This window comes from Candidatus Phytoplasma tritici (assembly GCF_000495255.1).
Classification (GTDB): domain Bacteria; phylum Bacillota_I; class Bacilli_A; order Acholeplasmatales; family Acholeplasmataceae; genus Phytoplasma; species Phytoplasma tritici.
Genome location: NZ_AVAO01000003.1, coordinates 277,984 through 295,999, shown reverse-complemented (window position 1 = coordinate 295,999; position 18,016 = coordinate 277,984). Strand labels below are relative to the sequence as shown.

The following is an 18,016-nucleotide window of genomic DNA, read 5'->3' as shown; positions in this document are numbered from 1 at the left end:
TGATGGTTTTTTAATTATTTAAGTTAATGAAAGATTATAAAATAATTTTATTAAAGAGTAATTTATTCAATTTATAAATGATTTTTTGTTAATTGAAGGTGGTTTGTTAAAATTCGTTGCTGTCTTGTAATACTGATGGAGTTTTTTGTGCTTCATCTAGTTTTTCGTCATTGGTTCCAATTTGTTTTCCATCTTCATCAACTACTTCATATGACATAGTTAATTCAAAATTATCTAATTGAACACCTTCACCCAATAAGTCTTCAAGTGTATTTAATTCTACGACGATTTTAATTTCTGCTGGAACAAATTTTTTATCTTTGACAAATTTAGGTTTTTCGCTTGCTTTATATATTTTAAAATCGCTGTCTCCTTCTACTTTAACAAAGACATTAAATCCAAATTTATTAGTTTTATCTTGACCGTTAACTTTTAATACTGGTTTTTCTATTTTTAGTAAATATTGTTTAGTATTATCTTTTTGAACACTACTTTTTATTGATACTTTATGAACTTCTGTTTTCTTTTTGGTTTCTGTGCCTTCATCTTGTAATAGCTCATCCAATGCCACTAACACTTTGTTGTCAGTGTCAAATGCTTGGGTAACTTCATGATCTAATGTTAAACCGAATTGTTCCGATTTTAAACCACCTTTAGTTGTAGTATCTTTTTGTAATGCCATTTTAGCTGCCCATATCATTGCAAAAATAAAAGTTACAATAATTAAACTTCCTATTAAAAATACCTTTTTATCTTTTAGTTTTAATTTATTCGTCTTATTCATAATTATTATGTTTACTCCTTTTTCTTTTATTTTTTTACAATTAAAATTATTTAAAAAATTGTTTAAAAATTGGAAATAGTGTAAAAATTAATTTATTATGTAATCAATATTAAATAAATGTTTTTTTTATCAAGTATTTAAATTCAGTTAAAAAGCAATTATTTTAATGTATTTATCAAGTAAATATTTTTAAGTAAAATTGGTGCAAGTTGTTTTTTCTTCATGCATTTTATCAAGTTATTTTGTTGTGTAATTTAAAAAATTATTTATATTATATTTGACGCCTTTCCTTTTTTTATTTTGTAGTTGGAGTTCATGAAAAAATATTTAAAAAAATATAGATAATAATATTTCAACATTCAGTATTTTCATTGGTGTTTGACTTTATTATAACTCTTTTTTATGTTAAAATATGCTCACTTTTTTCATTTTTTGTTGTTTTTAATAAAAAATAAGGGTTAAAAAAGCTAAATAATGTTTAAAAATGGTTTAAAAATGATAAATTAATATGATATAAAATATTTAGGTAAAATTTGGGAAAATAAGTTTGAATTTGGGAAAAACAATTACAAAAGGGAAAAACAATTATGAAAAGATTCAAAAGAATTAAAAACAATTATAAAATTATTAAAAGGAAAAATAATTATCTAAATTTGGTTATTTATAAAACAATTTAATTATATTATTGTAATTTGACAAAATAATAATTAAAGTGACAAATAAATAAGAACAAAAAGTAAAAAAAAGCTCAAAATAGATTGACAAAACAGCTTTTTTAAGATAAAATAAACTTAGGTTTAAAATTAATTTTTCCACTTTTTTGTGATTATTATTTTTTTAAACTTGATTAAAATGCTAATAATAATTTTTTGGCAGTTATTAATTGGGTTTTGATTAACCTTTTATTTGTTAAAAGTTTTATTATTAATTATAATAAATACTAAAAACAAACAAAACTATAAAGAAAGGATTTGATAAAATGGCTGTTCCTTTTAGACGCACCGGAAAAACGGCAAAAAGAAAAAGACGTACTCATTATAAATTAAGTAATCCTGCTTTAGTACTTTGCAAAGAAACTAATACTTTTTCTTTGTCTCACAGAGTTACTAAAAATAGTTGTTATTACAAAGGAAAACTTATTTTAGAAAACAAACCTTCTAAAGCTCAAAAAACAACTGACAATTAATTTACCATTATTATTATTAGACAAATTAATTTTGTTTAAATAATTTTTTTCTTAGACAATGATATTGTTTTTTCCTTATTCGGATATTATTTAATTTATAGTTTTAATATTATTTTGGTTTTATTTATTTTTTGATATTTACTATTTAATTTATTTTAAAAGAATTATTTTATTTTTAAGTGTATAAGTATATAAGATAAAAAATAAATAAAACCAAAGAGAAACATAAATATTATTAAAAAATCATTATCACACTTTTACTTAATGTTAGTTTTGTACTTTTAAGTGTGTATTTGTCTTATTTCTTTGTTAATAACAAAATAAATAAATACTTTCATAAAAGATTAGATGAATTGTCACATAAACAAAATGAAGATACAGAAAAATATAACGAAGATTTCAAAACACTTAAAGAAAAACAATTAACTAAAAAATATTTCTGATATTAAACAAAACACATCTTATTTATTAAAATCATTTTTTTATTATTAAGTATATTTGGAATGATTGTTACTTTTTTTGATATATACGTTTTTCGAAAATCTAAATAATCAAAAAGTTTTACAACAATATCTATATTTATTACAATTCAATATAAATACAATTATCAAATTATAATTTATTATTACAACTTGCTAAAAAACAAATGTATAAAAAATTTGTTTAAGAGTTATTATATTAGTTATTATTTGGGTTAGTTATAATATTTAATGGGTTATATGTTTTTTGCAAAAATTAACCCTTTTAAACAGTTTTTTAAATTTGTTAAAAAGTTATCAATAAATATAAAAATGAACTTTTTTGTTAATTCATTTTATCTTTTAATATAAAGATATTTAAATTAACTTATTATATTTTTTAAAAAACAAAAATGCAAAATAAATAAATCATTTCATAATTTTACTTATTTGAAACAGCTTTTTTATTTTCAAGAACATTATTAATTACTTTTTTTAACTTTTGTAATTTAAATGACTTACAATAAAATCTTTTTTAAGGTATAATAAAAAGGCTTGTTTTAAATATTTTTTCTTTTAATCCAAAAAAAACAAAACACTAATGTCAGTTGTCTAAGAAAAAAATTATTTAAGCAAAATATTTGTCTAATAGGCAATATTTTCAAACATTTCTAAAAAAGGAGAATATAAGTGAACAAAAAAGAAAAAGAAATTATCAAAATAATTTTAAGAGCTTATGACCATCATTTAATTGATCAAACAGCTAAAAAAATTATTGATATTGTCACTAAAACAGGAGTAAATATTGAAGGTCCAATACCCCTTCCTACCAGAAAAGAAGTATTTACTGTTTTGCGTTCCCCTTTTGTTAACAAAGATTCAAGAGAACAATTTGAACGACGCACTCACAAACGTTTAATTCAAATTATTAATCCTAATAACAAAACAATTGAATCTTTAATGCACATTAGTTTACCATCTGCAATTGATATTTTGTTAAAAAAATAAACCAATAGCAAAAGAAAACAATTTAGACAATATTCATTTTAATATGAATAAATATTTATTCATATTAAAATCATTTCATTTGGTTGAATCACAATTACAATTGCAATCAACTTTTGAAAATCACTTTTAAAAACTTTTTACAAACTTTAAAACCAAAATTAAAAAAAAGAAAGAGTAAGAACATGGCTAAAGGAATCTTAGGTAAAAAAATAGGAATGACTCAAGTTTTTAACGAACAAGGAGAATTAGTTCCAGTAACAATAGTAGATGTTGCAGCCAACTTTGTTTTACAACAAAAAAACGTTGACCAAGATGGCTATCAAGCTACTCAAATAGGTTTTTGCGATAAAAAAGAAAAAAACACTTCTAAACCTATGTTAGGACATTTTAAAAAAGCAAATACTGCCCCTAAGCGCTTCATTAAAGAAATTAATTTTAGTTCGGATGTCAACTCAAACCTAGCTAATTTAGCGGTAGGCGCTCTAATCAAAAACGATTTATTTCAAGTAGGTGATTTAGTTGATGTAACAGGAACTTCCAAAGGTAAAGGGTTTGCTGGTTCTATTAAAAGACACAATCAAAGCAGAGGTCCTGAAAGTCACGGGTCTCGTTATCACCGTCGTCCAGGTTCAATGGGTCCTATTAAAGGCAAATTAAAAGGTAAAAAACTACCAGGACACATGGGACACGAAACTGTTACTATTCAAAATTTAGCTATTCTTTCGGTTGATACTGAAAAAAATTTATTCTTAATTAAAGGCAATGTCCCAGGACCTAATAAAGGTTTTGTAATGATCAAATCTGCTGTAAAAAAATTGACAAAGGAGCAAACAAATGCCAAAAATTAATATTCTTAATCAACAAGGCGACTTCGTTTCTGAAAAGGTTTTAGCAACTACTGTTTTTGACATTAAGCCTAATCAACAAGTTTTATACGACGTTGTAAATGCTCAAAGAGCTGCAATGCGTCAAGGCACGCATGCTACCAAAACTCGCGCTTTAGTTGCTGGCGGAGGTAAAAAACCATGGAGACAAAAAGGAACTGGTCGTGCTCGTCATGGCTCTATTCGTTCTCCTTTATGGCGTGGTGGTGGAGTTACTTTTGGACCATCCCCAAGAGATTATTCTGTTAAAGTAAACCAAAAAGTACGCAGTTTAGCTCTAAAATCAGCTTTATCGCTCCAAGCTCAAAATAATCAATTAGTAGTTGTAGACAACATTAATTTAGCAACTCACAAAACTAAAGATTTCCAACAAATGTTACAAAAATTAAACATCACTTCCAAATCCTTAATTTTAGTTACTCAAATGACAGAACAATTAGCTTTTGCTTCTTGCAATCTATCTTATATTACTTTAGAAACAGCTTCTCATGCAAGTGTTTATCAAATCCTTAATTGCAAACAATTAGTCCTAACTGTTGATGCTGTTAAATATTTTGAAGAGGTTTTAAAATAATGAATAAATACTATGATTTAGTTAAAGCACCAATCATTACTGAATTAACTAATAAATTGATCGAAAGACAAAATAAATACACCTTTAAAGTTGCCAAAACAACTAATAAAGTAGAAATTAAAAAAGCTTTAGAAAGCATTTTCCAAGTTAAAGTTTTATCAGTTAATACTCGTAACGTTTTACCACAATTCAAAAGAAAAGGTAAATTCGAAGGCTATACTTCTGGTTATAAAAAAGCTATTTGTAAAGTAGCTCCGGGACAAAAAATCGAAATCCTTGCTAACGAATAAACTCAAACCCAAACAAAACAACAATTAACGATTAAAAAAATACAAGGCAGGTAATAAATATGGAAATTAAAAAATATAAGCCTACTACAAATGGATGTCGTAATATGAGTGTTTCTGCTTTTTCAGAAATCACCACCCAAACTCCTGAAAAAAGCTTATTGGTATCTTATAAAGATCAAGCTGGACGCAACAACCAAGGTAAAATTACAGTAAGACATCGCGGTGGCGGTGTTAAAAGAAAATACCGTTTAATTGATTTTAAAAGAAACAAAGATAACATTGTTGGCAAAGTAGCTACCATTGAATACGATCCAAACCGTAGTGCTAACATCGCTTTAATTCACTATATAGACGGCGAAAAAAGATACATTCTTGCTCCTAAAGGACTTACAGTAGGAATGCAAATTGTCTCTGGTAAAGAAACAGATATTAAAGTTGCCAATTGCCTTCCTTTAATGAATATTCCAGTAGGAACTACCGTTCATAACATCGAATTAAAACCAGGCAAAGGCGGACAAATTGCTCGTAGTGCTGGTTCTTCTTGTCAAATTATTAGTAGAGAAGAAAAATACGTACTATTACGTCTTCAATCAGGCGAAGTTCGCAAATTGCTTGGAACTTGTCGTGCTACTATCGGAGAGATCGGCAACGAATCTTACAAACTAATTAATTACGGTAAAGCAGGAAAAAAACGTTTCTTAGGTATAAGACCAACAGTAAGAGGTTCTGCTATGAACCCGAACGATCACCCTCATGGCGGTGGTGAAGGTAGAGCTCCTATTGGACGCAAATCACCAATGACACCTTGGGGTAAAAAAGCTCGCGGGGTCAAAACTCGTGATCGTAAAAAAGCATCTAATACTTTAATTATTAGACGTCGTACAAAATAAGGAGTTGTTAATATGCCACGTTCAGTTAAAAAAGGACCTATTGTTGCTAGCCATCTATTAGCAAAAATAGAAAAACAAAAAAACTTAAAAAACAAAAAAGTGATCCAAACTTGGTCACGCAGTTCTACAATTACACCTATTTTTGTAGGATACAAAATCGCTGTTTATAACGGGCGCGAACACATTCCAGTCTATATTACAGAAAACATGGTAGGACATAAGTTAGGTGAATTTTCCCCTACACGCACTTACCGCGGACACAATAAAAAAGACAAAAAAATCCAAAAAAAATAAAATAATGGGAAGGAATAACTATGGAAACCAAAAACGCCAAAGCGATTGCTAGAAAAGTTTCAATCGCCCCTCGAAAAGCACGTTTAGTTGTTGATTTAATTCGAGGAAAAAATATTGCACAAGCTCAAGCAATTTTAACTTTTACCCCTAAAGTAGCTGCTCCCGTTATTTTAAAACTTTTAAACAGTGCTGTTTCCAATGCTGTTAATAATTTAAAATTAAACCGCGAACAACTTTATGTTAAAGAAGTTTTTGTTAACGAAGGTTTGCGTTTAAAACGTATGTTTCCAAGAGCTAAAGGTTCTGGTGATATGATTAAAAAAAGAACCAGCCACATTACTTTAGTAATAACTTCTAGCACAAACTTGCAAACATCAAAGGAGGAAGAACAAAGTGGGTCAAAAAACTAATCCTAACGGTTTAAGATTAGGCATTATTAGAACTTGGGAATCTCAATGGTTTGTTAATGATAAAGAAATTCCTAATTTAATTAAAGAAGATTTTTTAATTCGTAAACTAATTAATAATTTTGCTAAAAAAAGCGCTATCAGTCAAATTGACATCGAACGCCTAAAAGAAAAAAATAAAAACAGTATCACTATTTCTGTCCACACCGCTAAACCAGGCGTTATTATTGGAAAAGACGGCGATACACGCAACAAATTAGTTGCCAAAATAAAAGAGCTTACCCAAAAAGATGTTAATCTTAACGTTTTAGAAGTTAAAAACTCTGATAAAATCGCTTTATTAATTGCTCAAAATATGGCTGAACAACTAGAAAATCGTATGTTTTTCCGCCGTGTTCAAAAAATGGCAATCCAAAAAGCCCTAAAAGCAGGTGCTAAAGGAGTAAAAACTTTAATTTCTGGTCGTTTGGGTGGTGCTGAAATAGCTCGAAGCGAAGGACATGCTGAAGGCAGAGTTCCTCTACACACTCTAAGAGCAGACATCGATTACGCTGCTGTTGAAGCTCACACTAATTATGGAGTTTTAGGAATTAAAATATGGATTTTCCACGGTGAAGTTTTACCAGGACAAACCATTCTAGACACTAGAAAACCGTTTGCTTCCCAATCTTCTAACAATCCTAATATACGTTCTCGCAATTTAAAAGGAGGCAACAATAATCATGTTAATGCCAAAAAGAACTAAATATCGTCGTCCTCACCGCGTTAGTTTTGAAGGAAAATCTAAAGGTAAAAATGTTATTGCCAACGGAAACCACGCTTTGGTTGCCAAAGAAGGTTCTTTTATCACTAACAAACAAATTGAAGCCGCTCGTATTGCAATGACACGTTACATGAAAAGAACAGGAAAAGTGTGGATCAACATTTTCCCGCATCTATCCTTAACCAAAAAACCTTTAGAAGTAAGAATGGGTTCTGGTAAAGGTTCTCCTGAAGAATGGGTAGCTGTGGTAAAAACAGGTAAAGTTTTGTTCGAAGTTAAAGATACCACTAATTCTTCCAAAGTAGAAACGGAAGCTTTAAGACTGGCGTCTCACAAACTACCGATTAAAACTAAAATCGTTAAAAAAGGTGTTGAAATATGAAAAATCAAGAAATTTTAAAATTGAATCCAGAAGAATTAGAAAATAAAGTAGACAAATTAAAGCAAGAACTGTTTGATTTGCGTTTTCAATTAGCTTTAGGAAAACTAACTAATACTTCCAAAATCAAAAAGCTTAAAAAAACCATTGCTCGCATCAAAACCATCCTAACCAAAAAAAGCAATCAAGCACAAACAGACTCTACCCCAACTTTTGTCACTTCCACTGCCAAACCTGTTTTAGCAAAACCAACCATAAACCCACAACCAACTACCCCTAATTTAGATGATATTGCGGAAACTATCAAGGAGGAACAACAATAATGCAACGTAATTTTAGAAAAACTTTCGTAGGTAAAGTAGTTTCAGATAAAATGGATAAAACAATTACTGTTATTGTTGATATTTACAAAAAAGACCCTTTATATGGTAAAAGAGTGAAACAATCGAAAAAATTCCATGTCCATGATGAAAATCAAGAAGCCAAACCAGGCGATTTAGTTAATTTTATGGAAACAAGACCTCTTTCTAAAACTAAAAGATTTCGATTATTCAAAATTATTTCCCATTCAAAGAATGCAAAGTAAGGAGATTTTGAGATGATTCAACGAGAAAGTCGTTTAGTCGTAGCTGATAATAGCGGTGCTAAAGAAGTTTTAATTATTGGTATTTTAGGAGGTACTCGTCGTACTCATGTAAATATCGGAGATATTGTGGTAGTAACTGTTAAATCAGGTTCTGGTACAATTAAAAAACATGACGTTCTAAAAGCTGTAATTGTACGTACCAAAAAAGGTCTAAGACGTAAAAACGGCTCTTACATTAAATTTGACGACAATGCTGTAGTAATTTTAAAAGAAGATTTAAATATTATTGGCAGCCGTATTTTTGGTCCAGTAGTTAGAGAATTGAGTGATAAGAAATTTTCCAAAATAGTTTCTTTAGCCCAATTAGTTTTGTAAGGAGGGACAACTTAATGCGTATTAAAGTAGGAGAAACAGTAGCTATTTTAGCTGGCAAAGATCGTTTTGTAATAGACGAATCAGGTAAAAAAATAACTAAAACAGGCAAAGTATTAAAAGTTTTTGCCAAAACTCAAAAAATTATTGTTGAAGGTGTCAATATCAAAATCAAACACCAACATCCTTCTCAAAACGAAGAAAAGGGCACAATCGTTAAACAAGAAGCTCCCATTCATGTTTCTAATGTAGCTTTAGTTGACCCCCAAACACAAACTCCCACTAAAGTAGGAATTCGCATACAATCAGGTAAAAAAGTTCGTTATGCTAAAAAATCAAATCAAACATTAGACGAAAAAAAATAAGGAGGCTTTGCATTAATGTCAATGAAAAAAGAAAATACTCTAGACTATTCCAAAATCACTGCCACCTTAATGGAAATTTTTAATTATAAATCTGTTATGCAAGTCCCAAAAGTAGATAAAGTTGTCATCAATATGGGCGTAGGCGATGCTATTTTTAATGTTAAAGTTTTGGATGATGTAGTAGAAGAATTAAAATTATTAAGCGGACAAAGCCCTGTTATCACTAAAGCTAAAAAAGCTATTTCTAATTTCAAATTACGTGAAGGCATGCCAATTGGAGCTAAAGTAACTTTAAGAGGAGCCCGAAAAGAAGCGTTTTTATACAAACTAACTCGTTTGGTTTTACCCCGCGTAAGAGATTTTAGAGGCATTTCTGGCAAATCTTTTGACGGCAGAGGTAATTACGCTCTGGGATTAAAAGAACAAATCGTTTTCCCAGAAATTAATATCGACAAAGTTAAAAAAATTCGTGGCATGGATATTATTATCGTAACCACTGCTAAAAATAACACTCAAGCCAAAAAGCTTTTAGAGCTTTATGGTATGCCGTTTAAAAATTAAAGGAACTATTACTTATGGCTAAAAAATCTAAAATCGTAAAAGATCAAAAACAAAGAGAGCTAGTTTTAAAATATGCAAAACTACGCTTAGAATTTAAAAAAAAAGCTGACTACGTTGGATTGTCTCAAATTCCTGCCAAAGCATCACCTGTACGTTTAAAAAACAGAGATTCTATTGATGGAAGACCACGCGGATACATTCGTAAATTCGGTATTTCCCGCATTAATTTTAGGCAGTTAGCTCATCAAGGTAAATTACCTGGAGTCAGAAAAACTAGTTGGTAAATGTAAAAAGGAGGCTCAAACATGGTTATGACAGACCCTATTGCAGATATGCTGACACGCATTCGTAATGCCAATCAAATGTCACATTTAAAAGTGTTAGTACCTGCTTCTAAGTTAAAATTAGAAATTTTAGCAGTTTTAAAAAAAGAAGGTTTTATTAAAGATTTTTATCTACCTCAGTCATCTCGTGAAATAATTATTAGTTTGAAATATGCTCCCAATAAAGAAAGAGTTATTAAAGGTTTAAAAAGAGTTTCCAAACCAGGACTTAGAGTTTATGCATCAGCAGAACAAATTCCTAAAGTGCTTAATGGTTTAGGAGTTGCTTTGGTTTCTACTTCTAAAGGAATTCTAACAGACGCTCAAGCTCGCCTTTCTCAAGTTGGTGGCGAAGTTTTAGCTTATATTTGGTAATTAATTGCCAAATCAAAAGTAGTTAAAGGAGATAAAGAAGAAAATTATGTCACGCGTAGGAAACAAAGCAATTGAAGTCCCTAATGCAGTTAAAGTTGATATCAAAGATAAAAATTTTATCTCAGTTGAAGGCCCTAAAGGCAAATTAGAATATCAATTCAATTACAGATTAACAATCACTAACGAAAACAAATTCATCACAGTCAAACGCCCTAATGATGAAATTTTTATGAAAAAAATTCACGGTACCACCAGAGCTTTACTTTCCAATATGGTAGAAGGTGTAAGCAAAGGATTTCAAAAAACCCTAAAAATTATAGGGTTAGCTTATCGTGCTCAAATTAAAGATAAACAACTAATTTTATCTTTGGGTTTTTCTCATCCTGTAAGTGTTTCCATTCCTGATAATCTAGAAGTGGTAGTTAACCAAAACACAGAAATTGTTATCAAAGGAATTGACAAACAACTTGTCGGCGAATTTGCTGCCAAAAACGTAAAACTACGTAAACCAGAACCTTACAAAGGTAAAGGAATCCGTTACGTAGGACAATATGTTAGACAAAAAGCTGGGAAAAGCGCTAAAAAAACAAGAAAGGACTAAAAATAAGTTATGATAACCAAACAATCCTCTAACGTGTTTCGTAAAAAACGTCATCTTCGCCTTAGAAAAATTGTTTCAGGCACATCACAAAGACCACGTTTAAATGTTTTTAGATCTAATAAATTTCTTTATGTGCAAATAATTGATGATACCCAACAAACAACTCTATGCAGCGCTAATAGTAAAGAAGCCAATGTTTTTGGATCCAACATCAAAGCCGCTGAAGCAGTAGGATCTCTTATCGCTAAAAAAGCCTTATCCCAAGGCATTAAAAACGTTGTTTTTGATAGATCAGGGTATTTGTATCACGGCAAAATCAAAGCCTTAGCTGATGCTTGTCGCAAATCAGGCTTACAGTTTTAAAGGAGAAAAGCAAAATGAAAGCAATAAAGAAGAAAGACCTTATTAAAAAAGCCCCTCTTTTAGAAGAAAAAGTTGTTAAAATTAATCGTATTACTAAAGTAGTTAAAGGTGGCGCTCGTTTTCGTTTTTCTGCTTTGGTAGTTGTTGGCGATAAAAAAGGGCAAATTGGTTTCGCCACCGCTAAAGCTAAAGTAATTGTAGAAGCTATTAAAAAAGCTTTAGAAAAAGCCAAAAAACAATTAGTTCGTATTCCTATTACAGGAACTACTATTCCTCATGACACTATTGGACGTTTTGGAGCATCTAAGTTTTTTTTAAAACCAGCTTCCAAAGGAACCGGAATTGTTGCTGGAGGAAAAGCTGCTAGAACTATTTTAGAATTGGTAGGCATTAATGATGTTCTTACTAAAACTTTTGGTTCACGAACTTCTATTAACGTAATAAGGGCAGTAATGGATGGATTACAAAGTTTACGCACCAAAGAAGAAGTAGCTAAATTAAGAGGCATTACTTTAGCGAAAAAAGAACAATGAAATTAAAAATTACTCTTACCAAAAGTCTTATTTCTTGTCGTGTTAATCAAATTAAAACCGCTCACTGCCTAGGTTTAAAAAAAATTAACAATCAAGTTATTAAAGATGATACTCCAGCCATCCATGGAATGATTAAAACCATCAGTCATCTTGTTGTAGTTGAAAAAGTTTCTGATACAAAGGAGCAAAAATAATGTTACACACACTAAAACCAGTTACTAATGCTCGCAAATCCACTAAACGTTTAGGACGTGGACCTGGTAGCGGTACTGGTAAAACTGCTGGTAAAGGTCACAAAGGACAATTAGCACGTTCAGGAAAAACTTTGCGTCCCGGCTTTGAAGGCGGACAAATTCCTTTTTTTCAAAGAATTCCTAAAAGGGGATTTCATAATTTTTCCCAAAAAAGATACGCTCTTCTTAACCTTAAAACTCTAGAAGAAACTTTTCCTCAAGATACCGTTGTTACTCCTCAATTATTGTTAGAAAAAAAAATAATTAAAGACCAATTATGTGGTATTAAAGTTTTGTCGCAAGGAACTCTCACTAAAAAATTATTCGTAAAAGCTTCAAAATTCTCCAAACAAGCTCAAGCAGCCATTTTAGCAGTTGGTGGAAATATAGAGGTAATTTAAAAATGAAACGTCAATTAAAATTAGTTTTAGGCAATCGTAAATTAATGTTTCAAATATTTTTTACCTTATTTATTATTTCTATTGTTTGTTTAGGAACTTCTTGGCCTCTTCCTTTTATTAATTCTAAATCTCTTGATTTGTCAAAACTTTTTGGGGTTTTTTCCATAAATGCTGGTACTCTTTTGGGATTGGGAATAACTCCTTATATTACTGCTTCCATTGTAGTGCAATTTTTGCAAAAGCTCCTTCCTATTTGTCGCGAATGGAAAGACCAAGGACAAATGGGAAAACGCAAACTTAATCTTTTAACACGTAGTCTTGCCTTATTGTTTGCTTTTGGGCAATCTTTTGCTTTTTTGAACAGTTATTCAAAACTTTTAGTCACATCAATAAGTGCAATCCAACTGTTTTTGTTAGCTTTAATTGCTACTGCAGGAGTTGCTATTTTAATTTGGTTTGCTGACCTTATCAATTCCAAAGGTATTGGAAATGGGACTTCTATTTTAATTGTTGTTTCGATGAGCCACAGCCTAATTAATCTATTTGCAAATTTGAACAAATCATATTTATCTCAAAATAATTTTTTAACTTTAAAAACTTTTAATTTTGCATGTATTGTTCTTTTGCTTCTTTTATTTTTAATTTTTACTGTAGTTTTGCAAATAACATCTTTAAAAATACCTATCAATTATGCGCGCAATCAAGCGCAAGGCAAAAGCTACATTCCATTAAAAATTAATAGTGCAGGAGTTATGCCAGTTATTTTGGCATTTGCTTTATTGCAACCTTTCCAGATGTTAGCAGGAGTTATTGGGAATGACAAATTGACTATGTATGTAAATTTTTTTACCAACACCAATTCTTTTAATAACCAAATTAATTTTTTTGCTATAGGATTTTTAGTCTTGTTAGTGATTGTTCTTTCTTTCTTTTCTGCTTTTATGAATGTCAATCCTGAAGATATTTCAGAACATTTATCTAAACAAGATGCATATATTGCAGGTTTAAGACCAGGTGAACAAACTACTCGTTATTTAGCTAATGCCTTATTTAAAATCACCGTTTTAGGAACTGTTTTTATTGTTGCTCTTGTTGTAACACCTATTCTTATGGAACATTTTTTAAGTTTGAAAGATATGAAATTAGGAGGAACCAGTTTGCTTATTATTGTTAGTGTAGCCCTTGAAACTATCCAACGCATCAAAGCTACTGCCAACAAAAAAGAATATCAAAAATTATTTTAATTAAGTAAACAAGACAACATGATACTAATATTATTAGGACCACCCGGAATTGGTAAAGGGACTCAAGCTTCTGTTTTATCAGATATTTTAAAAATCAACCATATTTCAACAGGCGATATTTTTCGTAAAAATTTTAAAGAAAATACTAAATTAGGCATTTTAAGTAAAAAATTTATTGCTCAAGGACTTTTAGTTCCTGACGATATCACTAACCAAATGATAGCTGATTACTTATCTAAGGACATCTCTACTAAAGATTTTTTATTAGACGGTTTCCCCCGTAATGTTTTTCAAGCTCGTTTTTTGGATGATTTTTTTAAAAACTCTCATTTATTTTTAACTAAGGTCATCTATTTTAACGCTGGCACCCAAGATTTAATGAAAAGAATTGTAGGACGCAGAATTTGTCCCAAATGTGGCAAGGTTTATCACATCGAAAACATTCCTCCCAAAATTACAGGCATTTGTGATAAAGACCAAAAAACCTTAATTCAAAGAGAAGATGATAAACCAGAAACTTTCCTTAAACGCATCAAAGTGTTTAATAAAGAAACATTTCCATTAGTGCAATATTATCGCGCACAAAACCAACTTTTTGAAGTAGATGGTATGCAAAACATCGACCAGGTTACTAAAATGATTTTAGAAGTTTTAGAAACAGACCGCAAATGATTTCCATTAAAACTACTCATGAAATTGCTATCATGAAACAAGCAGGAAAAATCATTAACGAAGCCCACAGATTACTTGCTTCCTTTATTATTCCAGGAATGTCAACTTTTGATCTAGATTTATTAGCTAAGAATTTTTATCAAAAAAAAGGTGTCATTTCTGCCTTTAAAGGTTACAATGACTTTCCCAAACATATTTGTGCTTCAGTTAATGAAGTGGTAGTTCACGGCATCCCTTCCAAAAAAACCATCCTTAAACAAGGTGATATCATTACCTTGGATTTAGGAATTAACTATCAAGGTTATTATGTTGATTGTGCTTATTCTTATGCTGTAGGAACTCTTTGCCAAACTACTCAAAACTTGCTTGCATTTACTCAAAAAGCCTTATTACAAGGTCTTTTGCAAATTAAACCCCAAAATCATTTTTCTGATATTTCTCATGCCATTGAACTTTTTGCTAAAAAAAATAATTTAGGCATCGTAGAAGAATTTACCGGACATGGTATTGGTAAATCTTTACACGAAGAACCCTATATTCCTAATTTTGGCAAACCCCACGAAGGCGAAATACTGCAACCAGGAATGACTTTTTGTGTGGAACCCATACTTACTTTAGGAAATCCCGAAATTGCTATTTTGCAAGATAATTGGACTGTAGTTACCATAGATAAAAGTCTAAGTGCTCATTTTGAACACACAGTTTTAGTAACTCCTACAGGATATGAAATACTTGCATAATATATTTTTCATTTTACCAAATTACATCACAATCACCCCCCCAAACCCAGAAATAAAAATTAAAGGAATCATTTTGAATGTCAAAAAACAATTTAAACGAAACTGAATCCAAAATTGAAATCGAAGCTAAAGTTGTTGAATTATTATCAAATGATAAATTTAAAGTAGAGCTTCCAAATAAAAAAACGATTATTGCTTATGTTTCTGGTAAAATACGTATCAACAACATACGCATTTTACCTGGTGATAAAGTAAGAATTGAATTATCACCATACGACCCTAAACGAGCACGAATCACTTATCGTTTTAAGTAAGGAGAAAAGATTATGAAAGTTAGAGCTTCAGTTAAAAAACGCAGTGAAGATGATATTATTGTTCGTCGTAAAGGACGCATTTATGTTATCAATAAAAAAAATCGTAGACATAATCAAAGACAAGGATAAAAGGAGATATTTATGGCGCGAATTGCAGGAATAGATATTCCAAGCGACAAAAGAGTAGTAATTGCACTAACTTATATTTATGGTTTAGGCAATAAATTATCTCATAAAATTTTAAACGAGTTAAACATTGACCAAAATATTAGAGTTAAAAATTTAACCGAACAGCAATTATCAGCTTTACGTAGTGAAATTACTAAATACAACGTAGAAGGTGACCTAAGACGTGAAGTTACTTTAAATATTAAACGTTTAATGGAAATTGGATCTTACAGAGGACTACGTCATCGTAAAGGATTGCCTGTAAGAGGACAAAAAACCAGAAACAACGCTCACACTGTTAAAGGCAAGCCTAAAGTAATTGCTGGTAAGAAAAAATAATAAAATTAACTAAATAATAAAAATAATAAAGGAGAAAGGCATTGGCAAGAAAAAAAACTACCAAACGCAAAGTTAAAAAAAATATTCCTTTAGGAATTGCACACATCCATACCACCTTTAACAACACTATCGTTACTATCACCGATCTTAACGGTAATGCTGTTACTTGGAGTAGTGCAGGTGCTTTGGGTTTTAAAGGAAGTCGCAAATCAACCCCCTTTGCAGCTCAATTAGCCGCTGAAGCAGTTGCCAAAGCAGCGATGGAAAACGGAATGGTTAAAGTAGAAACTTTCATTACAGGACCAGGTCCCGGAAGAGAAGCAGCCATCCGTTCTTTGCAAGCAGCAGGATTAGAAATTACTGCTATTAAAGATGTTACTGCAGTACCACATAATGGTTGTCGACCGCCAAAACCTCCTAGAGGATAATAATCTTGTTCGACATTTCAAGGAGTAATTATGAAAAATCTTAAATTTATTAAACCTTTTTTTGTTGAAGAAATTGATGAAAATCCCATTTCTGGGAAATTCACCATTAAACCTTTAGAAAGAGGATACGGCATTACTGTGGGAAACGCCCTAAGAAGAGTTTTGTTATCTTCTTTGCCTGGTACTGCTATTGTAAATGTTAAAATTCAAGGAGTAGAACAAGAATTCACTACTATTCCCGGCGTTTATGAAGATGTCATGACAATTATTTTAAATTTAAAAAAAATTGTTTTTGCAGTAGACGATGAATCAGATGATTTTGAAGAAAAATTAGAATTAATCGCTAAAGGACCACAACGCCTAACTGCTGCTTATTTCGAACTGCCTGCAGGAGTTAAAATCATCAATCCCGATCATTATATTACCACCCTTTCTGATGATGTTTGCTTTCATATGACAGTTACTATTAAAAAAGGCATTGGTTATGTTTGTGCAAAAGACAACAAAGTTCACAGCGAAAATCAAGTAGGAGTTATTGCAATTGACTCTTTATTTACTCCTGTTGTTAATGTTTCTTATCAAGTAGAAAAAAAATTAGGCAATAAAGACGAATTAACTATTGAAATTACTACTAACGGTGCTCTTTTAGCTAAAGAAGCTTTAGCAACTGCAGCTAACATTTTAGTAGATCATTTCAATGTTTTAGTAGAATTAAGCCAAAAACCTGCTCATGTAGAATTTATTTCCGAATCTAAAAAAGAAGCTCATAATTACGTTCTGGATTTAGAAATTGAACAATTAGATTTATCTGTAAGACTTTTCAACAGTCTTAAAAGAGCAGGTATTGATACAGTTGCTGCTTTAGTAAAATTAAGTGAAAAAGAAGTTGTCAAACTTAAAAGCCTAGGACGAAAATCTTTCCAAGAATTAAAAGATAAATTTTTAGAATACGGTTTAGAATTCAACGATTACCTTAAAGAAGCTTTGCATCATAGCGTTGAAGAAGACAAAGACAAACATTAAAACTAAAAAACACATTAGAAAATAGAAAGGACAGATAAATTTTATGCCTTTTAGCAAATTAGGACGCAATAAATCTCAAAGAAGAGCTTTGTTAAGAAATTTAATGACTGCTTTAATTGTGCAAGAAAAAATTATGACAACTGAATCTAAAGCTAAAGAATTACAAAAATTAGCTGATAAAATGGTTACTTTATCTAAAAAAAATACTTTGCATACTAGACGCCAAGCCAAAAGACATCTTTTTGATGAAAAAATCAATGATGACACTACAGTTTTGCAAAAACTATTTAAAGATATCTCATCTAAATATCTTGATCGTCAAGGTGGATACACTAGAGTTATTAAAACTGTTCCTCGTTGTGGTGATTGTGCTCCAATGGCGATTATCGCTTTTGTTTAATAACAATTAACTGAGTATTTTAGGTTCTTTCGCAAAAAACTTAAATTATCGAAACCTT

General features: G+C 30.5%; 32 protein-coding genes. 31 read left to right on the top strand and 1 reads right to left on the bottom strand.

Features of this window, described 5'->3' with window-relative positions:
- Positions 1-106: 106 nt before the first annotated feature.
- Positions 107-784: a hypothetical protein gene (locus N747_RS0102785; RefSeq protein ID WP_024563694.1), complete on the bottom strand. Its 678-nt coding sequence runs from the start codon at positions 782-784 to the stop codon at positions 107-109.
- 979 nt (positions 785-1,763) lie between these two features.
- Here N747_RS0102785 and rpmF point away from each other — a divergent pair.
- The 31 genes from rpmF (at position 1,764) to rplQ (ending at position 17,958) form a co-directional block, all read left to right on the top strand.
- Positions 1,764-1,970 carry a 50S ribosomal protein L32 gene (gene rpmF, locus N747_RS0102780; protein WP_024563693.1) on the top strand — a complete coding sequence of 69 codons (207 nt, stop codon included), beginning with the start codon at positions 1,764-1,766 and terminating at the stop codon, positions 1,968-1,970.
- Between the two features lie 1,148 nt (positions 1,971-3,118).
- On the top strand, positions 3,119-3,436 hold the full coding sequence (gene rpsJ, locus N747_RS0102770; RefSeq protein WP_024563692.1) for a 30S ribosomal protein S10: 318 nt from the start codon (positions 3,119-3,121) through the stop codon (positions 3,434-3,436).
- Between the two features lie 182 nt (positions 3,437-3,618).
- Positions 3,619-4,284 (top strand): 50S ribosomal protein L3, encoded by a 666-nt coding sequence (gene rplC / locus N747_RS0102765; protein WP_024563691.1) that lies wholly within the window; start codon positions 3,619-3,621, stop codon positions 4,282-4,284.
- Positions 4,271-4,894, top strand: coding sequence for a 50S ribosomal protein L4 (gene rplD / locus N747_RS0102760; protein ID WP_024563690.1), 624 nt, complete (start codon positions 4,271-4,273; stop codon positions 4,892-4,894). The genes rplC and rplD overlap by 14 nt, the downstream gene beginning before the upstream one ends.
- On the top strand, positions 4,894-5,184 hold the full coding sequence (gene rplW, locus N747_RS0102755) for a 50S ribosomal protein L23 (RefSeq protein ID WP_024563689.1): 291 nt from the start codon (positions 4,894-4,896) through the stop codon (positions 5,182-5,184). Before rplD ends, rplW begins: the two co-directional genes overlap by 1 nt.
- A 59-nt stretch (positions 5,185-5,243) precedes the next feature.
- Positions 5,244-6,074, top strand: a complete 831-nt coding sequence (rplB, locus tag N747_RS0102750; protein WP_024563688.1) for a 50S ribosomal protein L2 — start codon at positions 5,244-5,246, stop codon at positions 6,072-6,074.
- Between the two features lie 12 nt (positions 6,075-6,086).
- On the top strand, positions 6,087-6,368 hold the full coding sequence (gene rpsS / locus N747_RS0102745; RefSeq protein WP_024563687.1) for a 30S ribosomal protein S19: 282 nt from the start codon (positions 6,087-6,089) through the stop codon (positions 6,366-6,368).
- Between the two features lie 20 nt (positions 6,369-6,388).
- Positions 6,389-6,778: a 50S ribosomal protein L22 gene (gene rplV, locus N747_RS0102740; RefSeq protein ID WP_024563686.1), complete on the top strand. Its 390-nt coding sequence runs from the start codon at positions 6,389-6,391 to the stop codon at positions 6,776-6,778.
- On the top strand, positions 6,762-7,520 hold the full coding sequence (gene rpsC / locus N747_RS0102735) for a 30S ribosomal protein S3 (protein ID WP_024563685.1): 759 nt from the start codon (positions 6,762-6,764) through the stop codon (positions 7,518-7,520). The genes rplV and rpsC overlap by 17 nt, the downstream gene beginning before the upstream one ends.
- Positions 7,498-7,920, top strand: coding sequence for a 50S ribosomal protein L16 (rplP, locus tag N747_RS0102730; protein WP_024563684.1), 423 nt, complete (start codon positions 7,498-7,500; stop codon positions 7,918-7,920). Before rpsC ends, rplP begins: the two co-directional genes overlap by 23 nt.
- On the top strand, positions 7,917-8,240 hold the full coding sequence (rpmC, locus tag N747_RS04300; RefSeq protein ID WP_024563683.1) for a 50S ribosomal protein L29: 324 nt from the start codon (positions 7,917-7,919) through the stop codon (positions 8,238-8,240). Before rplP ends, rpmC begins: the two co-directional genes overlap by 4 nt.
- Positions 8,240-8,503, top strand: a complete 264-nt coding sequence (gene rpsQ, locus N747_RS0102720; RefSeq protein WP_024563682.1) for a 30S ribosomal protein S17 — start codon at positions 8,240-8,242, stop codon at positions 8,501-8,503. The genes rpmC and rpsQ overlap by 1 nt, the downstream gene beginning before the upstream one ends.
- Before the next feature lie 12 nt (positions 8,504-8,515).
- Entirely contained in the window at positions 8,516-8,878 is a 363-nt protein-coding gene (gene rplN, locus N747_RS0102715; RefSeq protein ID WP_024563681.1) for a 50S ribosomal protein L14, read from the top strand.
- Between the two features lie 14 nt (positions 8,879-8,892).
- Positions 8,893-9,240 carry a 50S ribosomal protein L24 gene (gene rplX / locus N747_RS0102710; RefSeq protein ID WP_024563680.1) on the top strand — a complete coding sequence of 116 codons (348 nt, stop codon included), beginning with the start codon at positions 8,893-8,895 and terminating at the stop codon, positions 9,238-9,240.
- A 21-nt stretch (positions 9,241-9,261) separates the two neighbouring features.
- Positions 9,262-9,801 (top strand): 50S ribosomal protein L5, encoded by a 540-nt coding sequence (gene rplE / locus N747_RS0102705; RefSeq protein ID WP_084193804.1) that lies wholly within the window; start codon positions 9,262-9,264, stop codon positions 9,799-9,801.
- A gap of 14 nt (positions 9,802-9,815) precedes the next feature.
- Entirely contained in the window at positions 9,816-10,085 is a 270-nt protein-coding gene (gene rpsN, locus N747_RS0102700) for a 30S ribosomal protein S14 (RefSeq protein WP_024563678.1), read from the top strand.
- Positions 10,086-10,106: 21 nt separating this feature from the next.
- Entirely contained in the window at positions 10,107-10,499 is a 393-nt protein-coding gene (gene rpsH / locus N747_RS0102695; RefSeq protein ID WP_011160589.1) for a 30S ribosomal protein S8, read from the top strand.
- 46 nt (positions 10,500-10,545) lie between these two features.
- Entirely contained in the window at positions 10,546-11,100 is a 555-nt protein-coding gene (rplF, locus tag N747_RS0102690; RefSeq protein ID WP_024563677.1) for a 50S ribosomal protein L6, read from the top strand.
- A gap of 9 nt (positions 11,101-11,109) precedes the next feature.
- On the top strand, positions 11,110-11,463 hold the full coding sequence (gene rplR, locus N747_RS0102685) for a 50S ribosomal protein L18 (RefSeq protein ID WP_024563676.1): 354 nt from the start codon (positions 11,110-11,112) through the stop codon (positions 11,461-11,463).
- Between the two features lie 14 nt (positions 11,464-11,477).
- Entirely contained in the window at positions 11,478-11,996 is a 519-nt protein-coding gene (gene rpsE / locus N747_RS0102680) for a 30S ribosomal protein S5 (RefSeq protein ID WP_024563675.1), read from the top strand.
- Positions 11,993-12,190 carry a 50S ribosomal protein L30 gene (rpmD, locus tag N747_RS0102675; protein ID WP_024563674.1) on the top strand — a complete coding sequence of 66 codons (198 nt, stop codon included), beginning with the start codon at positions 11,993-11,995 and terminating at the stop codon, positions 12,188-12,190. Before rpsE ends, rpmD begins: the two co-directional genes overlap by 4 nt.
- Positions 12,190-12,630, top strand: coding sequence for a 50S ribosomal protein L15 (gene rplO / locus N747_RS0102670; protein WP_084193802.1), 441 nt, complete (start codon positions 12,190-12,192; stop codon positions 12,628-12,630). The genes rpmD and rplO overlap by 1 nt, the downstream gene beginning before the upstream one ends.
- Before the next feature lie 2 nt (positions 12,631-12,632).
- Positions 12,633-13,874 (top strand): preprotein translocase subunit SecY, encoded by a 1,242-nt coding sequence (secY, locus tag N747_RS0102665; RefSeq protein ID WP_024563672.1) that lies wholly within the window; start codon positions 12,633-12,635, stop codon positions 13,872-13,874.
- Between the two features lie 18 nt (positions 13,875-13,892).
- Positions 13,893-14,546 (top strand): adenylate kinase, encoded by a 654-nt coding sequence (locus N747_RS0102660; protein WP_024563671.1) that lies wholly within the window; start codon positions 13,893-13,895, stop codon positions 14,544-14,546.
- Positions 14,543-15,286 carry a type I methionyl aminopeptidase gene (gene map, locus N747_RS0102655; RefSeq protein WP_024563670.1) on the top strand — a complete coding sequence of 248 codons (744 nt, stop codon included), beginning with the start codon at positions 14,543-14,545 and terminating at the stop codon, positions 15,284-15,286. The genes N747_RS0102660 and map overlap by 4 nt, the downstream gene beginning before the upstream one ends.
- Before the next feature lie 77 nt (positions 15,287-15,363).
- Positions 15,364-15,600 carry a translation initiation factor IF-1 gene (gene infA, locus N747_RS0102650; RefSeq protein ID WP_024563669.1) on the top strand — a complete coding sequence of 79 codons (237 nt, stop codon included), beginning with the start codon at positions 15,364-15,366 and terminating at the stop codon, positions 15,598-15,600.
- 12 nt (positions 15,601-15,612) lie between these two features.
- Entirely contained in the window at positions 15,613-15,729 is a 117-nt protein-coding gene (rpmJ, locus tag N747_RS0102645; RefSeq protein WP_011160599.1) for a 50S ribosomal protein L36, read from the top strand.
- Between the two features lie 12 nt (positions 15,730-15,741).
- Positions 15,742-16,107, top strand: a complete 366-nt coding sequence (rpsM, locus tag N747_RS0102640) for a 30S ribosomal protein S13 (protein ID WP_024563668.1) — start codon at positions 15,742-15,744, stop codon at positions 16,105-16,107.
- A 41-nt stretch (positions 16,108-16,148) separates the two neighbouring features.
- Positions 16,149-16,535, top strand: coding sequence for a 30S ribosomal protein S11 (rpsK, locus tag N747_RS0102635; RefSeq protein WP_024563667.1), 387 nt, complete (start codon positions 16,149-16,151; stop codon positions 16,533-16,535).
- A 30-nt stretch (positions 16,536-16,565) separates the two neighbouring features.
- Positions 16,566-17,558, top strand: coding sequence for a DNA-directed RNA polymerase subunit alpha (locus N747_RS0102630; protein WP_024563666.1), 993 nt, complete (start codon positions 16,566-16,568; stop codon positions 17,556-17,558).
- A 43-nt stretch (positions 17,559-17,601) separates the two neighbouring features.
- Positions 17,602-17,958 carry a 50S ribosomal protein L17 gene (gene rplQ, locus N747_RS0102625; protein WP_024563665.1) on the top strand — a complete coding sequence of 119 codons (357 nt, stop codon included), beginning with the start codon at positions 17,602-17,604 and terminating at the stop codon, positions 17,956-17,958.
- Positions 17,959-18,016: the final 58 nt, after the last annotated feature.

Bases quoted from the DNA above. Each gene is read 5' to 3' on its own strand.
- N747_RS0102785 (WP_024563694.1), bottom strand. From the start codon at position 784: ATGAATAAGACGAATAAATTAAAACTAAAAGATAAAAAGGTATTTTTA.
- rpmF (WP_024563693.1), top strand. From the start codon at position 1,764: ATGGCTGTTCCTTTTAGACGCACCGGAAAAACGGCAAAAAGAAAAAGA.
- rplC (WP_024563691.1), top strand. From the start codon at position 3,619: ATGGCTAAAGGAATCTTAGGTAAAAAAATAGGAATGACTCAAGTTTTT.
- rplD (WP_024563690.1), top strand. From the start codon at position 4,271: ATGCCAAAAATTAATATTCTTAATCAACAAGGCGACTTCGTTTCTGAA.
- rplW (WP_024563689.1), top strand. From the start codon at position 4,894: ATGAATAAATACTATGATTTAGTTAAAGCACCAATCATTACTGAATTA.
- rplB (WP_024563688.1), top strand. From the start codon at position 5,244: ATGGAAATTAAAAAATATAAGCCTACTACAAATGGATGTCGTAATATG.
- rpsS (WP_024563687.1), top strand. From the start codon at position 6,087: ATGCCACGTTCAGTTAAAAAAGGACCTATTGTTGCTAGCCATCTATTA.
- rplV (WP_024563686.1), top strand. From the start codon at position 6,389: ATGGAAACCAAAAACGCCAAAGCGATTGCTAGAAAAGTTTCAATCGCC.
- rplP (WP_024563684.1), top strand. From the start codon at position 7,498: ATGTTAATGCCAAAAAGAACTAAATATCGTCGTCCTCACCGCGTTAGT.
- rpmC (WP_024563683.1), top strand. From the start codon at position 7,917: ATGAAAAATCAAGAAATTTTAAAATTGAATCCAGAAGAATTAGAAAAT.
- rpsQ (WP_024563682.1), top strand. From the start codon at position 8,240: ATGCAACGTAATTTTAGAAAAACTTTCGTAGGTAAAGTAGTTTCAGAT.
- rplN (WP_024563681.1), top strand. From the start codon at position 8,516: ATGATTCAACGAGAAAGTCGTTTAGTCGTAGCTGATAATAGCGGTGCT.
- rplX (WP_024563680.1), top strand. From the start codon at position 8,893: ATGCGTATTAAAGTAGGAGAAACAGTAGCTATTTTAGCTGGCAAAGAT.
- rplE (WP_084193804.1), top strand. From the start codon at position 9,262: ATGAAAAAAGAAAATACTCTAGACTATTCCAAAATCACTGCCACCTTA.
- rpsN (WP_024563678.1), top strand. From the start codon at position 9,816: ATGGCTAAAAAATCTAAAATCGTAAAAGATCAAAAACAAAGAGAGCTA.
- rpsH (WP_011160589.1), top strand. From the start codon at position 10,107: ATGGTTATGACAGACCCTATTGCAGATATGCTGACACGCATTCGTAAT.
- rplF (WP_024563677.1), top strand. From the start codon at position 10,546: ATGTCACGCGTAGGAAACAAAGCAATTGAAGTCCCTAATGCAGTTAAA.
- rplR (WP_024563676.1), top strand. From the start codon at position 11,110: ATGATAACCAAACAATCCTCTAACGTGTTTCGTAAAAAACGTCATCTT.
- rpsE (WP_024563675.1), top strand. From the start codon at position 11,478: ATGAAAGCAATAAAGAAGAAAGACCTTATTAAAAAAGCCCCTCTTTTA.
- rpmD (WP_024563674.1), top strand. From the start codon at position 11,993: ATGAAATTAAAAATTACTCTTACCAAAAGTCTTATTTCTTGTCGTGTT.
- rplO (WP_084193802.1), top strand. From the start codon at position 12,190: ATGTTACACACACTAAAACCAGTTACTAATGCTCGCAAATCCACTAAA.
- secY (WP_024563672.1), top strand. From the start codon at position 12,633: ATGAAACGTCAATTAAAATTAGTTTTAGGCAATCGTAAATTAATGTTT.
- N747_RS0102660 (WP_024563671.1), top strand. From the start codon at position 13,893: ATGATACTAATATTATTAGGACCACCCGGAATTGGTAAAGGGACTCAA.
- map (WP_024563670.1), top strand. From the start codon at position 14,543: ATGATTTCCATTAAAACTACTCATGAAATTGCTATCATGAAACAAGCA.
- infA (WP_024563669.1), top strand. From the start codon at position 15,364: ATGTCAAAAAACAATTTAAACGAAACTGAATCCAAAATTGAAATCGAA.
- rpmJ (WP_011160599.1), top strand. From the start codon at position 15,613: ATGAAAGTTAGAGCTTCAGTTAAAAAACGCAGTGAAGATGATATTATT.
- rpsM (WP_024563668.1), top strand. From the start codon at position 15,742: ATGGCGCGAATTGCAGGAATAGATATTCCAAGCGACAAAAGAGTAGTA.
- N747_RS0102630 (WP_024563666.1), top strand. From the start codon at position 16,566: ATGAAAAATCTTAAATTTATTAAACCTTTTTTTGTTGAAGAAATTGAT.
- rplQ (WP_024563665.1), top strand. From the start codon at position 17,602: ATGCCTTTTAGCAAATTAGGACGCAATAAATCTCAAAGAAGAGCTTTG.